This window comes from Kitasatospora sp. NPDC056800, assembly GCF_042789775.1.
GTDB lineage: Bacteria > Actinomycetota > Actinomycetes > Streptomycetales > Streptomycetaceae > Kitasatospora.
Map to the genome: position 1 here is coordinate 1 of NZ_JBHUAL010000061.1, position 13,807 is coordinate 13,807.

Genomic DNA, 13,807 nt, shown 5'->3' on the forward strand with positions numbered 1-13,807 from the left:
GACCGCCACCGGCGGTCCGCAGCCCTGGGGCGTGTCTGACAGTTCGCGTCGGATCAGGGCGCGGCGTTGGGGTGCGTGCATCGCAAGGCGGAGGAGGGAGTCCATGCGGAGCATCGGCGACCGACGACAACGCGGCGAGGTGCGTGCACCCGGCGTCGCGCACCCGGCGGGAACTGTCAGACACGCCCCGAAGTCGGGTCGGAGCCGGTCAGGCCTTCGGGACGCGCACGATCAGCGCGTCGCCCTGGCCGCCGCCACCGCACAGCGCGGCCGCGCCCACCCCGCCGCCGCGGCGCTGCAGCTCCAGCGCCAGGGTCAGCACCACCCGGGCGCCGGACATCCCGATCGGGTGGCCGAGCGCGATGGCGCCGCCGTTGACGTTGACGATGTCGGAGGTGACGCCCAGGTCCTTCATGGACTGGTGGGCGACGGCCGCGAAGGCCTCGTTGATCTCGATCAGGTCGAGGTCGGCGACCTCCAGGCCCTCCTTGGCCAGCGCGTGCCTGATCGCGTTGGACGGCTGCGACTGGAGCGAGTTGTCCGGGCCGGCCACGTTGCCGTGCGCGCCGATCTCGGCGATCCAGGTCAGGCCCAGCTCCTCGGCCTTGGCCTTGCTCATCACGACCACGGCGGCGGCGCCGTCGGAGATCTGCGAGGAGGTGCCGGCGGTGATCGTGCCGTCCTTGGTGAAGGCCGGGCGCAGCTTGGCCAGGCCCTCGACGGTGGTGTCCGCGCGGATGCCCTCGTCCTGGCTGAACAGCACCGGCTCGCCCTTGCGCTGCGGGATGGCGACCGGGACGATCTCGGCGTCGAAGACCCCGTCGGCCTGCGCCTTGGCGGCCCGCTGGTGGGAGGCGGCGGCGATCTCGTCCTGCGCCTCGCGCGGGATGCCCAGGCGGGTGTTGTGCTTCTCGGTGGACTCGCCCATCGGGATGTTCTCGTAGGCGTCGGTGAGGCCGTCGTGGGCCATCGCGTCGAGCATCGCGATCGCGCCGTACTTGAAGCCCTCGCGGGACTTCGGCAGCAGGTGCGGGGCGTTGGTCATCGACTCCTGGCCGCCGGCCACCACGATGTCGAACTCGCCGGCCCGGATCAGCTGGTCGGCGAGCGCGATGGCGTCGAGGCCGGAGAGGCAGACCTTGTTGACGGTCAGCGCCGGGACGTTCATCGGGATGCCGGCCTTGACGGCGGCCTGGCGGGCCGGGATCTGGCCGGCGCCGGCCTGGAGCACCTGGCCCATGATCACGTACTGGACCTGCTCGCCGGTGATCCCGGCCCGCTCCAGGGCCGCCTTGATCGCGACGGCGCCGAGGTCGGCGCCGGAGAAGCCCTTGAGGGAACCCAGCAGGCGACCCATCGGGGTCCGCGCACCGGCAACGATCACAGAGGTGGTGTTGGTCATGGGACGGGCCCCTTCGCACGTCGTGGCCAGGTGAGGATGCGCTCAATGTACTGACCTGTTACCCGCCCGTCACCGGAGCGACGGTGTGATCGAGCGCACTGGCACCATCCAGTCAACACCGTGCCGACCCGCTCCGGGTGAACCGCCCGCGGGCCGTCCGCCGGGCGGCCCGCCGTGTGAGCAGGCTCGCACGCCCGGCACTGGCGCCCGTCGCGGGCCATGCGCTGCACTGGGTGCACCTTTAGCCCCACCACCTTCTCCCCACCTCCCGGAGGCCGTCGTGCTGACCCGCATCGACCACATCGGCATCGCCTGCCGAGACCTCGACAAGACGGTCGAGTTCTACCGCGCCACCTACGGTTTCGAGGTCTTCCACTCCGAGGTCAACGAGGAGCAGGGCGTCCGCGAGGCCATGCTCCGGATCAACGGCACCGACGACGGCGGCGCCTCGTACCTCCAGCTGCTGGAGCCCACCCGGCCCGACTCCACCGTGGCCAAGTGGCTGGAGAAGAACGGCGAGGGCGTGCACCACATCGCCTTCGGCACCGCCGACGTGGACGGCGACTCCGAGGCCATCCGGGACAAGGGCGTCCGGGTCCTCTACGACCAGCCGCGGATCGGCTCGATGGGTTCGCGGATCACCTTCCTGCACCCCAAGGACTGCGGCGGCGTGCTGACCGAGCTGGTCACCTCCGCGCAGCAGGGCCACGACGGGCACTGACCCCCTCCCGGCCCGCCCCCGGGCGCGCGGCGTCCCGGGGGCAGCCGACGGTCCGTCGGTCATGACCCGTCAGTAACCTGGCGGGAAGAGCCGGAAAACACCCCTGCGGCCATTCCCCCGCAGTGCGCTCCCACTACAATGCCCAGGTGCGCGAAGGCTCCGGGGGACGGAGGCGACGGGCACGGCCGAAGACAGGCCTGTCCGCCCTCCGGCGGTCGGCCCGTCGCAAGGGGAGTCCATTACGCGGGCACGGCTGAACAGTCGCAAGACGGATCTGTCACCATTCTCCACAAGGCAAGAGTTCGCCCAGGAGTCCACTCGGACGGGGGAACGCGGCACCCCCGCGCTCCCGCGCCCCGGATTCCGACGACCGCGGCGGGCGGCCCCGGCATGGCGGGGGACCGTCCACCGGCTGCGGATGCAAGGACCAGTCGGACCGGCGCCCGGGATACCGGAGCCCGGAACCGGCCGGGTCGAGGACGCGACCAGGAGATGGATGGGACCGCGGAGTGCGGGGCAACGACCGCTACGAGGCTGACGATCACCTCTCCCAGTTCGAGGCCGAGATGGGTCGGACTCGGAAGGAGCGCGACAAGGCAGTCGAGCATGCCGAAGACCTCGCCTACCAGGTGGAGGTCCTGCGGGCGAAACTGCACGAGTCCCGCCGGATGCTGGCCCAGCCGCGCGCCTTCGACGCCGTCTCCGGCCAGGCCGAGCAGATGCTCCGCACCGCCGAGATGCAGGCCCAGCAGCTGCGCGCCGACGCCGAGCGCCAGCTGCGCGACTCCCAGGCCGCCACCCAGCGGATCATGGCCGAGGCCGCCGAGCGCACCGCCCGGCTGGAGGCCGACCTCGCCGCCCGCCGCCGCCAGCTGGAGGACGAGCTCGCCGAGCTGCGCCGCTCCGCCGAGCAGCACGTCAACGGCTGGGCCGAGCAGACCCGGGCCGGCTCCGAGCAGGAGGCCCAGCGGCTGCTCCAGGACGCCCGCGCCGAGGCCGAACGGATGGTCGCCGCCGCCCGTGCGGAGGCCGTCGCCCTCTCCGACCACGCCCGCGCCCAGACCGCCGCCGACGTGGACGCTGCCCGCGGCGAGGCCCAGGCCGCCGCCGAGGCCGCCCTGCAGCGGGCCCAGAACGACGCCGAGCGCCTGCTGCGCGCCGCCTCCGAGCAGGCCCAGCAGGCCGGCGCCCAGGCCGCCGCCGACGTGGACGCCGCCCGCGGCGAGGCCCAGCAGCAGCTGGCCGCCGCGCACGCCGCCGCCGAGGGCCAGCTGGTCGCCGCCCAGGCCGAGATCGGCCGGCTCAAGGCGCAGGCCGCCAACGAGCAGGCCCGGGCCGAGCAGCAGCTCGCCGCCGCCAAGGCCGAGATAGAGCGGCTGCGCGCCGAGGCGATCGCCGAGGCGGAGCGCACCCGCCACGAGGCCACCGAACTGCGCGCCCAGGCCGAGCAGGCCGCCGAGCAGCTCCAGGCCGACGCCGAGGCCGCCGCCGAGCGCCGGGTCGCCGACGGCGAGGCCGCCAACGAGCAGCGCTCGCAGACCGCCCGGGCCGAGGTGGCCCGGATGGTCGCCCAGGCCACCAAGGAGGCCTCGGCGATCCGGGCCGAGGCCGAGGGCGTCCGCACCGAGGCCGCCACCAAGCAGGCCGAGGCCGACGCCGCCCGGGCCGCCGCCGCCGAGGAGAGCGAGCGGCTGCGGGCCACCGCCGAGTCGGTGGCCTCCGAGCTGAAGGCCGAGGCCGAGGCGGCGATCGCCGAACTCCGCGCCTTGGCCGAGCGGGACGTCGCCGAGCTGCGCGCGCACGCCGAGGCCGACGCCCAGCGACTGCGCGGCGAGGCCGAGGAGGCGGGCCGGGCGGCCGGCGCCAAGGACGCCACCGTCCACCTCGCCAAGGCCGCCAAGACCGCCGAGGAGGTCCTCGGCCGGGCCGACCAGGACGCCGAGACGGTGCGCGGCGAGGCCGCCGCCGAGGCCGAGCGGATCCGCGCCGAGGCCGCCGCCGAGGCGCAGCGCCTGCGCGAGCAGGCCCAGGCCGCCGTCGAGCAGGCCCAGAACGCCGCCCTGGACGACGCCGCCGCGATCCGCGAGCGGATCGAGCAGATGCAGGACGAGGCGGCCCGGCTGCGGGCCGAGGCCGAGGAGCTGCGCGCCCAGGCCGCCGCCGAGGCCGACCGGGTGCGCGGCGAGGCCCGCCGCCAGGCCGTGGTCCAGATCGAGGAGTCGGCGAAGAACGCCGAGGAGCTGCTCACCAAGGCCAAGGCCGACGCGGACGAGCTGCGCGCGGGTGCCGCCGGGGAGATCGAGCGGCTGCGCGAGCAGGCCCAGGAGCAGGCCGCCGAGACCCAGGGCCGGGCCGAGCAGACCCTGACCCGGGCCCGGGCCGAGGCCGGGAAGATCACCGAGGCCGCCGAGCAGCAGGGCCAGGACGCGCTCGCCGCCGCCAAGGCCGCGGCCGCCGAGAACCGGTCCGCCGCCGAGCGCGAGACCGCCGAACTCCGGCGCGACGCAACCGAGTTCGACCAGCGGGTGCGTGCCGAGGCGACCGCCGCGGCAGAGGCTACGACCACCGAGGCACAGGCCGAGGCGAAGGCCGTCCGGGACGCCGCGGTGGCCGACGCCGAGCGGGTGCGCACCGAGGCCGACACCGAGGCCGCCCGGGCCCGGGCCGAGGCCGAGGCGGCCGCGAACGCGCTGCGCGAGGAGAGCCGGCGCGAACGCGAGGAGGCCGCCGACGGCCTGCGGCGCGAGCGCGAGGAGACCTCCGAGCACCTGGACGCGGCCGAGGCCGCCCGCGAGCAGGCCGAACAGGCCGCCGCGGAGACCAGGGCCGAGGCCGAACAGGCCGCCGGGGAGCTGCGGGCGCTCGCCCAGCGCGAGACCAGTCAGCAGCGCGAGGCCGCCGAGGCCCACGCCGACCGGGTCCGCACCGAGGCCGAACAGCACGCCACCGACCTCACCGAACGCACCGCGGCGGAGACGACCGAGGTCCGCGAGACCGCCGACCAGTACAGCGCCGAGGTCCGCGAAGCGGCCGACCGGTACGGCGTCGAGGTCCGCGAAGCCGCAGACGCCTACGCCGACGAGCAGCGCACCGCGGCCGACACGTACGCCACCGAGCAGCACACCGCCGCCGACACATACGCCACGGAGCAGCACACCGCGGCCGACGCCTACGCCGCGGAGACCAGGGCCGAGGCCGAACAGGCCGCCGGGGAGCTGCGGGCCCTGGCCCAGCAGGAGACCACCCAGCAGCGCGAGGCCGCCGAGGCCCACGCCGACCGGGTCCGCACCGAGGCCGAACAGCACGCCACCGACCTCACCAAGCGGACCGCGGCGGAGACCGCCGAGGTCCGCGAGACGGCCGACCGGTACGGCGCCGAGGTCCGCGAGACCGCCGACCGGTACGACGTCGAGGTCCGCGAAGCCGCCGAGAAGCACAGCGTCGAGGTCCGCGAGGCCGCCGACACGTACGCCGGCGAGCAGCAGACCGCCGCCGACGCGTATGCCGCCGAGGTCCGCGAGCAGGCCGACGCCCACACCGCCGAGCAGCGCGCCGCCGCCGACGAGGTGCTGGAGCGCGCCGAGGCCACCGCCGAGCAGCGCCGCGCCGAGGCCGCCAAGGACGCCAAGGCCACCCGCGAGAAGGCCGCCGCCGAACTGGCCCTGGCCAACGAGCAGGCCTCGACCGTCCGGGCCGAGGCCGGCCGCGAGCTGTCCGAGGCCCGCGCCACCGCCGACGGCATCCGCGCCGAGGCCGGCGCCGAGCTGGAGCAGGCCAGGGCCGACCGCGCCGAGCTGATCGCCGCCGCCAAGGCCGAGGGCGCCGAGCTGGTGGCCGCCGCCGAGGACGAGGCCGCCGAGGTCCGCCAGTCGGTGGCCGGTATGCACGAGGCCGCCGCCGAGCAGATCGCCGCGCTCAAGGCCGCCGCCGAGCAGGAGGCCACCGAACTCCGCGAGGCCGCCGAGCAGGACGCCACCGAGCTGCGCACCCTCGCCGAGTACGAGACCACCGAGCAGCGGGAGCTGGCCGAGCGGGAGAGCACCGAGCAGCGCGAGTCCGCCGACGCGTACGCCGCCGAGCTGCGCGGCCTGGTCGAGCGGGAGAGCGCCGAGCAGCGCGAGCTCGTCGACCGCGAGACCGCCAACCTGCGGGCCCGCACCGAGGCCGAGACCACCGCCCTGCGCGAGCAGACCGAGCTGGAGCTGGCCGCCGAGCGGGAGGCCGTCGAGGACGAGCTCGGCCGGCAGCGCGCCGAGGCCCGGGCCTACGACGGGCAGCTGCGCGCGGAGGCCGAGGCCGAGCTGCGGGCCGCCCAGGAGGCCGCCGAGCAGCTGCGCGCCGACGCGGAGGCGCAGGCCGCCCGTACGGTGGCCGAGGCCGAGGCCCAGGGCGCCCGGAGCATCGCCGACGCCGAGGAGCTGTCCGCGGCCCTGCGCGCCGAGGCCGACGAGTACGCCCTCGCCACCCGCACCCTGGCCGACGACTACGACTCCGCCACCCACTCCCGCGCCGACGCCTACGACGCGGAGACCCGGGAGGCCGCCGAGCAGTTCGACAAGGCCACCCGCGAGCACGCCAAGTCCGTCCTGGAGAAGGCCTTCGCGGACGCCGAGGCGCTCGGCGAGGACGCCCAGACCACCGCGCTGGCGACCACCGCCGCCGCCGAGGAGCAGGCGGACGCCATGGTCGCGGCCGCCCGCAAGGAGGCCGACCGGCTGGTCGCCGCCGGCGAGGCGGCCGGTCAGGCCGAGGTCGAGAAGGGCCGCTCCGACGCGGACACCCTGCTCGCCGAGGCCCGCCGGGACGCGACCGCGATCCGCGAGCGCGCCGAGGAGCTGCGCGAGCGCACCGACGCCGAGGTCGAGGCCCTGCACGAGCGCGCCCGCAAGGAGAACGCGGCGGCCATGAAGTCGGCCGGCGAGCGGGTGGACGCGCTGGTGACGGCCGCCCAGGAGCAGCTGACCGAGGCCGAGGAGCAGGCGGTGGCCACCGTCGCCGAGGCCGAGGACCGCGCGGCGGCCCTGGTCGCGGCGGCCGAGGACCGCGCGGCCGAGCTGACCTCGGAGGCCTCCGCGGAGGCCAGCAAGGTCCGGCTGTCCGCCGTCCGCAAGGCCGAGGGCCTGCTCAAGGAGGCGGAGACCAAGCTCGCCAACTCCACCGACCGCGCCGAGGCGCTCATCGAGAAGGCCGAGGCCAAGCTCCGGTCGTCCGAGGCGGAGGCCGAGGAGCGGCTGGACCGGGCCTCCACCGAGGCGGAGAAGCGGCTGCGGGACGCCGACGAGTCCGCGGACGAGCAGGTCGAGCTGGCGAAGGCGGAGGCCGAGCGGCTGCTCGCCGAGGCGAAGGCCGAGGCGAAGCGGGTCACCGACGAGGGCCGGCGCGAGCTGGACGAACTGGTGCGCCGCCGCAAGGACATCAACACCGAGATCTCCAGGGTCCAGGACGTGCTGTCCGCCCTGGAGGCGTTCGAGGCGCCGTCACCGGTCGCCCAGGCCAACGGGGGAAGCAGCACCAAGAAGGACGGGGGCGCCAAGGCCGGTGCCGGAGTTGGCTCCCCCCGGTCGGGTGGCAATCGCTCCAAGAGCTCACCACCCGATTGAGCGGACATTGGCGGTCATTGTCCGTGAGAGAACGGCATAACGCCGTCGACACTCCGGTACCGTGTCAGGATTCCCTCAACCACCTCAGCGGTTTGACGACAGGAAGCCCAGAACCCCATGAGCGACAGTCACTCCCCTCACGGCTTCGACCTGGTGCGCCGTGGGTACGAGCGCGCCCAGGTCGACGAGCGGATCACCAAGCTGGTGGCCGACCGTGACAGTGCCCTGACCCGGATCAGCGCGCTGGAGAAGCGCATCGAGGAGCTTCACCTCGAGACCCAGTCCGCCCAGGCGGCGGTCACCGAGGCGGAGCCCTCCTACGCCGGTCTCGGCGCCCGGGTCGAGAAGATCCTGCGACTCGCCGAGGAGGAGGCCAAGGACCTGCGCGACGAGGCGCACCGCGCCGCCGAGCAGCACCGCGAGCTCGCCGAGGCCGCCGCCCAGCAGGTCCGCACCGAGGCCGAGAACTACGCCAAGGACCGCAAGGCCAAGGCGGAGGACGAGGGGCTGCGGATCGTCGACAAGTCCAAGAGCGACGCCGCCCAGCTGCGCGCCGAGGCCAACAAGGACGCCCAGAACAAGCGCGAGGAGGCGGACGCCCTCTTCGAGGACACCCGCACCAAGGCCGCCCAGGCCGCGCTGGAGTTCGAGACCAACCTGGCCAAGCGCCGCGAGCAGTCCGAGCGCGACCTGGCCGCCCGTCAGGCCAAGGCCGAGAAGCGCCTGGCCGAGATCGAGCACCGGGCCGAGCAGCTGCGCCTGGAGGCCGAGAAGCTGCGCACCGACGCCGAGCGCCGCGCCCGCCAGACCGTCGAGACGGCCCAGCGCCAGTCCGAGGACATCGTGGCCGACGCCAACGCCAAGGCCGACCGCATCCGCAGCGAATCCGAGCGCGAGCTGGCGGCGCTCACCAACCGCCGCGACAGCATCAACGCCCAGCTGACCAACGTCCGCGAGATGCTGGCGACGCTGACCGGCGCGGCCGTGGCCGCCGCCTCGCTGCCGACCGACGACACCCTGGGCGTGCCCGCCCAGCAGTCGCGCTGACGCACACCGGCCGAGCCGCACCGCAGGCCCTCACCCGCCCGGGTGAGGGCCTGTCGGCTTGTCGCGCCGTCATCGCCTCGGGCGCGGCTTGACGAAGGGTCCCTAGCGGGGGTAGGCGCCGTCCGGCCGCTGGTACCCGCTGCTGAGCTGGTTGCCCTCGTCGTCCGAGACGGTGCCGAACCAGGAGGTGCACCAGACCGACACCGAGTCCGGCCAGTACTGCACCTCGAAGGGGTGCCCGGGCCCGTAGTCGCCGTACGAGGTGACGATGAAGGTCTCCCCCGGGCGCATCCAGTAGTCCTCGCCGAGCGGTTCCAGGGTCAGCTCGACCAGCCCCTCGCCCCGGTTGGTCACCGGCATCCGGCCGCTCACCTCCAGCGCCGAGAAGTCCCAGGCCGCCGCGTCCTGGCTCTCCTGGCTCATCCGGCGGCCACCCGGGCGAGCAGGGCGCGCACGACGGCGTCGAAGGCCTCCGGCGCCTCCAGGGCGCTCAGGTGGCCCACCCGGGGCAGGACGGTCAGCTCGGCGTCCGGCCGGGCCCGCAGCATCGCCTCGGCCTCCTCCGGCGCCACCAGGGCGTCCTCGGCGCCCGCCACGACCGCGACCGGCACCGGCAGGCCGGCCAGCACGTCCAGGGAGTCCGGGCGGGCCGCCATGGCCCGCTGGGCCCAGGCGACGGCGGCCGGCGACGCGGCGGCGACCATCGCCTCCACCCGCTCCACCAGGTGCTGCGAGTCCGGCCCGAGCTGCCCGGCCGCGACCCGCTCGTCCAGCAGCAGCCGCACGCTGTCCCGCGCGGTGACGACGGCGGCCACCCGCTCCCGGTTGGCCCGGACCGCGTCGGTGTCGGCGGTGGCCCGGGTGTTGGCGAGCAGCAGGCCGGCCAGCCGGTCGGGGTGGCGGCGGGCCAGGGCCAGCGCCGCGTAGCCGCCCATGGAGAGCCCGGCGACCACCGCGCGTTCGATTCCGGCGGCGTCCAGCAGCAGCGCGAGGTCGTCCGCGACCAGGTCCAGCGAGGGCTCGTCGTCGCCCAGCCCGGTGCCGCCGAACCCCCGCTGGTCGGGGGCGAGCACCCGCGCTTCGTCCCCGGTCAGGCCGGGCAGCGCGTCCAGCTGGGACGACCACATCGAGGCGTTCAGAGGAAAGGCGTGCAGCAGCAGGAGTGGTGTTCCGGTACCGCTCTCGCGGACCGACACTGCGGAGGGGAGCTGGGTCATGCCACCAACCTATTCCGGCACGCCCGGCGGGCCCACTCAGCGGGCCGCGATACCCCCTTTGTCCTAGCCTGGCAAAGACCTGAGGGAGCGCGAATGATCGAGTTGCACGACCTGACAAAACGTTACGGCAAGACCCTCGCGGTGGACCGCCTCAGCTTCCAGGTCCCCCAGGGCGTGGTGACCGGCTTCCTCGGCCCCAACGGCGCCGGCAAGTCCACCACCATGCGCATGATCCTCGACCTCGACCGCCCGACCTCCGGCCGGGTCACCATCGACGGCAAGCGCTACGGCCAGCTCAGCGAGCCGCTCAAGTACATCGGCGCGCTGCTGGAGGCCAAGGCCGTCCACCCCGGCCGCACCGCCCGCGACCACCTGCTCTGGCTCGCCCAGAGCAACCGCATCCCCGAGCGCCGGGTCGACGAGGTGCTCGCCCTGGTCGGCCTCACCCCGGTGGCCCGCAAGCGGGCCCGCGGCTTCTCGCTCGGCATGGGCCAGCGCCTGGGCATCGCCTCCGCGCTGCTCGGCGACCCGGAGATCGTCATGTTCGACGAGCCGGTCAACGGCCTGGACCCGGAGGGCATCCTCTGGATCCGCAACCTGATGAAGCGCCTCGCCGGCGAGGGCCGGACGGTCTTCGTCTCCTCCCACCTGATGAGCGAGATGGCCGTCACCGCCGACCACCTGGTGGTCATCGGCCGGGGCCGGCTGCTCGCCGACCTGCCGATGCCGGAGTTCATCCGGCGCAACTCCCGTTCCGCCGTACGGCTGCGCGGCCCGGAGCCCGAGCGGCTGCTCGACGTGCTGGCCCGGGCCGGCCTGCGGCACGAACCCGGCCCGGACGGCTCCTACGAGGTGGTCGACGGGGACATCGCCCGGCTCGGCGAGCTGTTCGCCGGCCAGGGCGTGGTGCTGCACGAGCTCAGCCCGCAGCAGGCCTCGCTGGAGGAGGCCTTCATGCAGATGACGGCCGACTCGGTGGAGTACCACGCGGGCGACGGACCGGGCCTGGACGCGGCCGGCGCGCCCACCGAGTGGGGCGCCGGCTGGAAGGCGGACGGCGCTCCGCAGAACACCACGGCACGGCAGGAGGAGAACTGAGATGGCGTCCTTCCCGGCGGTCCTGCGCTCCGAGTGGACGAAGATCCGCAGCGTCCGCTCGACGGTCTGGACGCTCGCGCTGACCTTCGTCGTCACGGTCGGCATCGGCGCGCTGCTGTCCCTGCTCACCAACAACAACTTCACCGAGTTCCGCCGCGGCGACCAGTCCCCGTTCGACGCCACCGGGACGTCCTTCTCCGGCATCATGCTCGGCGAGCTGGCGATCATCGTCTTCGGGGTGCTGGCGATCGGCAACGAGTACAGCAGCGGCATGGTCCGGGTCACCCTGGCCGCCGTCCCGCAGCGCGGCACCCTGCTCACCGGCAAGGCCGTGGTGCTCGGCGCGCTGGCCCTCGCGGTCTCGCTGGTGACGGCCTTCGCCACCTTCTTCGCCGGCCAGGCGCTGCTCGGCGCGCACTCCACCACGATCGGCGAACCGAACGTGCTGCGGGCGGTCTTCGGGGCGGCGCTGTACCTGACGCTGCTCTGCCTGTTCTCGGCGGGCGTCACCACGATGCTGCACAACCAGACGCTCGCGCTCGGCGTGCTGGTGCCGTTCTTCTTCCTGCTCTCGCCGATCCTCTCGGCGGTGCCGAAGGTCAAGACCCTGGCCCACTACTTCCCCGACTATGCGGGCTCCCGGATGCTGCTGGTGTACGAGCAGCACGGCCAGCCGTACGGGCCGTGGACCGGCTTCCTGATCTGCCTCGCCTGGACGGCGGCCGCGCTGGTCGGCGGCGCGCTGGTGCTCAAGAAGCGCGACGCGTAGCCGTCCCGGCGGCCCGGCCGTCAGTACCGCGGAGCGCCGCGGCCCCGCAGCAGGTTGGAGGCCCGGCGCTCCCGCGCTCCCCAGCAGGCGCGGTGCCAGTGCCGCCGGTCGTCCACGCCCGCGCCGTGCATCGGCCAGGCCACCACGTGGCCCGTCCCCGGCGGGATCTCCTGGTCGCAGCCCGGGCAGCGGTAGAACCGTCCGGCCGTCCCGGCGACCGTCTGGACCACCCAGTCGTCGCCCTGGTAGCTCTCGGTGCGGCGCAGCGAACCGCCGAGCGGGGCGGCCGGTTCTGCGCTCTCGTGGGGGGCGGCGCTCTTGATCCGGTTGCGGCGCGGCGACACGGCGGACTCCCTCTCCTGCTGGCCTCTGGGTCGTTCCAGCCTACGGCCGCCCGGGGCCCCGTACGGCCACTACCACGGCTCCGTCCGGCACTTCGGCGTTTTTGCCGAGATCCACCCGATCATCGGGGAAATTCGGGGTTCGGCGTGCCATTGGCACATGACATCCGATACCCACAGGGGGAGAAGGCGGGGCCCGCAGACCCTGCGCGCACCCGAGGAGGCCCCACGATGAGCAAGACCAGCGCCCGAGCCGAGAGCGGCCGGCCCGTCGGGGTCCGGTCACCCGCCCCCGGCCCGACGCTGACCTCCGTCCCCCCGGTGACGGCCGTCGCGGGCGAGCCGCTGCCGGCCACCCAGTGGGCCGGCGCGCTGCCGCCGGCCACCGGTCCGGTGCGGGTCGGCCTGTTCCTGCTGTCCGCGCAGTTCCCCGGGCAGAGCCACGGCGAGGCGCTGGAGCGCACCGTCCACTCCGCCGTCGAGGCCGAACGCGCGGGCCTGGACAGCGTCTGGCTGGCCGAGCACCACTTCGTCCCGTACGGGGTGTGCCCGGACGCCGCCACGCTGGCCGGGCTGCTGCTCGGCCGCACCCGCCGGATCGGCGTCGGCACGGCGGTCAGCGTGCTCTCCACCCGCCACCCGGTGGGGCTCGGCGAGCAGGCCGCGCTGCTGCACCTCACCTCCGGCGGACGGTTCACGCTCGGGGTGGGCCGCGGCGGCCCGTGGATCGACCTGGACGTGTTCGGCGGCGGCGTGGACGCCTTCGAGAACGGCTTCCCGGAGCGGCTGGACCTGCTGCTGCGCTGGCTGCGCGGCTCCCGGGTGGGCGCGGACGGCCCGCAGTTCGCCTTCCCCGAGGTCGCGGTGGTGCCGCGGGCCACCGAGCCGGTGCGGCGGCCCGGCCTGAGCAGCTGGCTCGGCCTGGGCCAGCGGTCCGGCCCGGTGCGCTTCCCGCGCCAGCGCCGGGACGACGGGGGCCTCGGCGAGGAGCTCACCGCCTCCGGGCGGCCGGTGTCAGGCCCGCCCGTGGTGGTCGCCTGCACCTCGCCGGGCGGGGTGCGGATGGCCGCCGAGCGCGGCCTGCCCATGCTGCTCGGCATGCACTCCGGGGACGACGACAAGCTGCGGATGCTGGAGCTGTACCGGTCCGCCTGGCTGGCCGCCGGGCGGTCCGAGGAGCAGCTGCGCCGGATCGGTCGCCGGCACGTCGCGGCCGGGGTGGCCCAGGTCGACGACCGCGCCGCGGCGGCCCGGTCCACACTGCTGAACGCGATGCCCGGCTGGTTCGAGTACGGGCTCGGCGCCCACCGCACCGTGGACGGCCGCGAGCGCAGGATGCGCGACCCGCGCCAGTACACCGAGCTGCTCTGCGACCTGCACGCGGTGGGCACCCCGCGGCAGTGCGCCGACCGGCTGCTGGCCACCGCCGAACGCACCGGCATCCGGCGCTTCGCCCTGCTCGCCGAGGGCAGCGGCGACGAGGAGACGACCCTGCACAACATCGCCCGGCTCGGCTCCGAGGTGCTGCCGCAACTGGGCTGAGCCCCGTACGGGTCACGGGCCCGGGCCGCCGCCCCTCCCCCCGCACCGGGGAACGGGGCGGCCGGCGCCG

10 protein-coding genes are annotated in these 13,807 nt (G+C 74.9%); 6 read left to right on the top strand and 4 right to left on the bottom strand.

The genetic code is table 11. From position 1 onward, the window contains the following. Positions 1 to 208 precede the first annotated feature (208 nt). Positions 209 to 1,402 (bottom strand): acetyl-CoA C-acetyltransferase, encoded by a 1,194-nt coding sequence (locus ACFRQN_RS16070; RefSeq protein ID WP_074001457.1) that lies wholly within the window; start codon positions 1,400 to 1,402, stop codon positions 209 to 211. 280 nt (positions 1,403 to 1,682) lie between these two features. On the opposite strand from ACFRQN_RS16070, the gene mce reads away from it, so the two are divergent. The 3 genes from mce (at position 1,683) to ACFRQN_RS16085 (ending at position 8,770) form a co-directional block, all read left to right on the top strand. After that, positions 1,683 to 2,123, top strand: coding sequence for a methylmalonyl-CoA epimerase (gene mce / locus ACFRQN_RS16075; protein WP_049651447.1), 441 nt, complete (start codon positions 1,683 to 1,685; stop codon positions 2,121 to 2,123). Positions 2,124 to 2,632: 509 nt separating this feature from the next. Further along, positions 2,633 to 7,723 carry a hypothetical protein gene (locus ACFRQN_RS16080; RefSeq protein ID WP_380740928.1) on the top strand — a complete coding sequence of 1,697 codons (5,091 nt, stop codon included), beginning with the start codon at positions 2,633 to 2,635 and terminating at the stop codon, positions 7,721 to 7,723. A 117-nt stretch (positions 7,724 to 7,840) separates the two neighbouring features. Continuing rightward, positions 7,841 to 8,770, top strand: a complete 930-nt coding sequence (locus ACFRQN_RS16085; RefSeq protein ID WP_049655735.1) for a cellulose-binding protein — start codon at positions 7,841 to 7,843, stop codon at positions 8,768 to 8,770. A gap of 102 nt (positions 8,771 to 8,872) precedes the next feature. Here ACFRQN_RS16085 and ACFRQN_RS16090 read toward each other — a convergent pair whose 3' ends face one another. Then, positions 8,873 to 9,193 carry a hypothetical protein gene (locus ACFRQN_RS16090; protein WP_049655736.1) on the bottom strand — a complete coding sequence of 107 codons (321 nt, stop codon included), beginning with the start codon at positions 9,191 to 9,193 and terminating at the stop codon, positions 8,873 to 8,875. Then, on the bottom strand, positions 9,190 to 9,987 hold the full coding sequence (locus ACFRQN_RS16095) for an alpha/beta fold hydrolase (protein WP_380740930.1): 798 nt from the start codon (positions 9,985 to 9,987) through the stop codon (positions 9,190 to 9,192). Before ACFRQN_RS16095 ends, ACFRQN_RS16090 begins: the two co-directional genes overlap by 4 nt. A 93-nt stretch (positions 9,988 to 10,080) precedes the next feature. Here ACFRQN_RS16095 and ACFRQN_RS16100 point away from each other — a divergent pair, with 93 nt between their 5' ends. Beyond that, entirely contained in the window at positions 10,081 to 11,085 is a 1,005-nt protein-coding gene (locus tag ACFRQN_RS16100) for an ABC transporter ATP-binding protein (protein WP_049655738.1), read from the top strand. A 1-nt stretch (position 11,086) separates the two neighbouring features. After that, positions 11,087 to 11,854 carry an ABC transporter permease subunit gene (locus ACFRQN_RS16105; protein WP_049655741.1) on the top strand — a complete coding sequence of 256 codons (768 nt, stop codon included), beginning with the start codon at positions 11,087 to 11,089 and terminating at the stop codon, positions 11,852 to 11,854. 20 nt (positions 11,855 to 11,874) lie between these two features. Here ACFRQN_RS16105 and ACFRQN_RS16110 read toward each other — a convergent pair whose 3' ends face one another. Next, on the bottom strand, positions 11,875 to 12,198 hold the full coding sequence (locus ACFRQN_RS16110) for a hypothetical protein (protein WP_049655743.1): 324 nt from the start codon (positions 12,196 to 12,198) through the stop codon (positions 11,875 to 11,877). 390 nt (positions 12,199 to 12,588) lie between these two features. Between ACFRQN_RS16110 and ACFRQN_RS16115 the strand changes: the two genes are divergently transcribed. Further along, positions 12,589 to 13,737, top strand: a complete 1,149-nt coding sequence (locus ACFRQN_RS16115; protein ID WP_074001573.1) for an LLM class flavin-dependent oxidoreductase — start codon at positions 12,589 to 12,591, stop codon at positions 13,735 to 13,737. Positions 13,738 to 13,807 lie beyond the last annotated feature (70 nt).

What these genes read in the sequence shown, in the direction of transcription:
- ACFRQN_RS16105 (WP_049655741.1), top strand. Translation starts at nt 11,087, where the DNA reads ATGGCGTCCTTCCCGGCGGTCCTGCGCTCCGAGTGGACGAAGATCCGC.
- ACFRQN_RS16090 (WP_049655736.1), bottom strand. Translation starts at nt 9,193, where the DNA reads ATGAGCCAGGAGAGCCAGGACGCGGCGGCCTGGGACTTCTCGGCGCTG.
- ACFRQN_RS16095 (WP_380740930.1), bottom strand. Translation starts at nt 9,987, where the DNA reads ATGACCCAGCTCCCCTCCGCAGTGTCGGTCCGCGAGAGCGGTACCGGA.
- ACFRQN_RS16085 (WP_049655735.1), top strand. Translation starts at nt 7,841, where the DNA reads ATGAGCGACAGTCACTCCCCTCACGGCTTCGACCTGGTGCGCCGTGGG.
- ACFRQN_RS16070 (WP_074001457.1), bottom strand. Translation starts at nt 1,402, where the DNA reads ATGACCAACACCACCTCTGTGATCGTTGCCGGTGCGCGGACCCCGATG.
- ACFRQN_RS16100 (WP_049655738.1), top strand. Translation starts at nt 10,081, where the DNA reads ATGATCGAGTTGCACGACCTGACAAAACGTTACGGCAAGACCCTCGCG.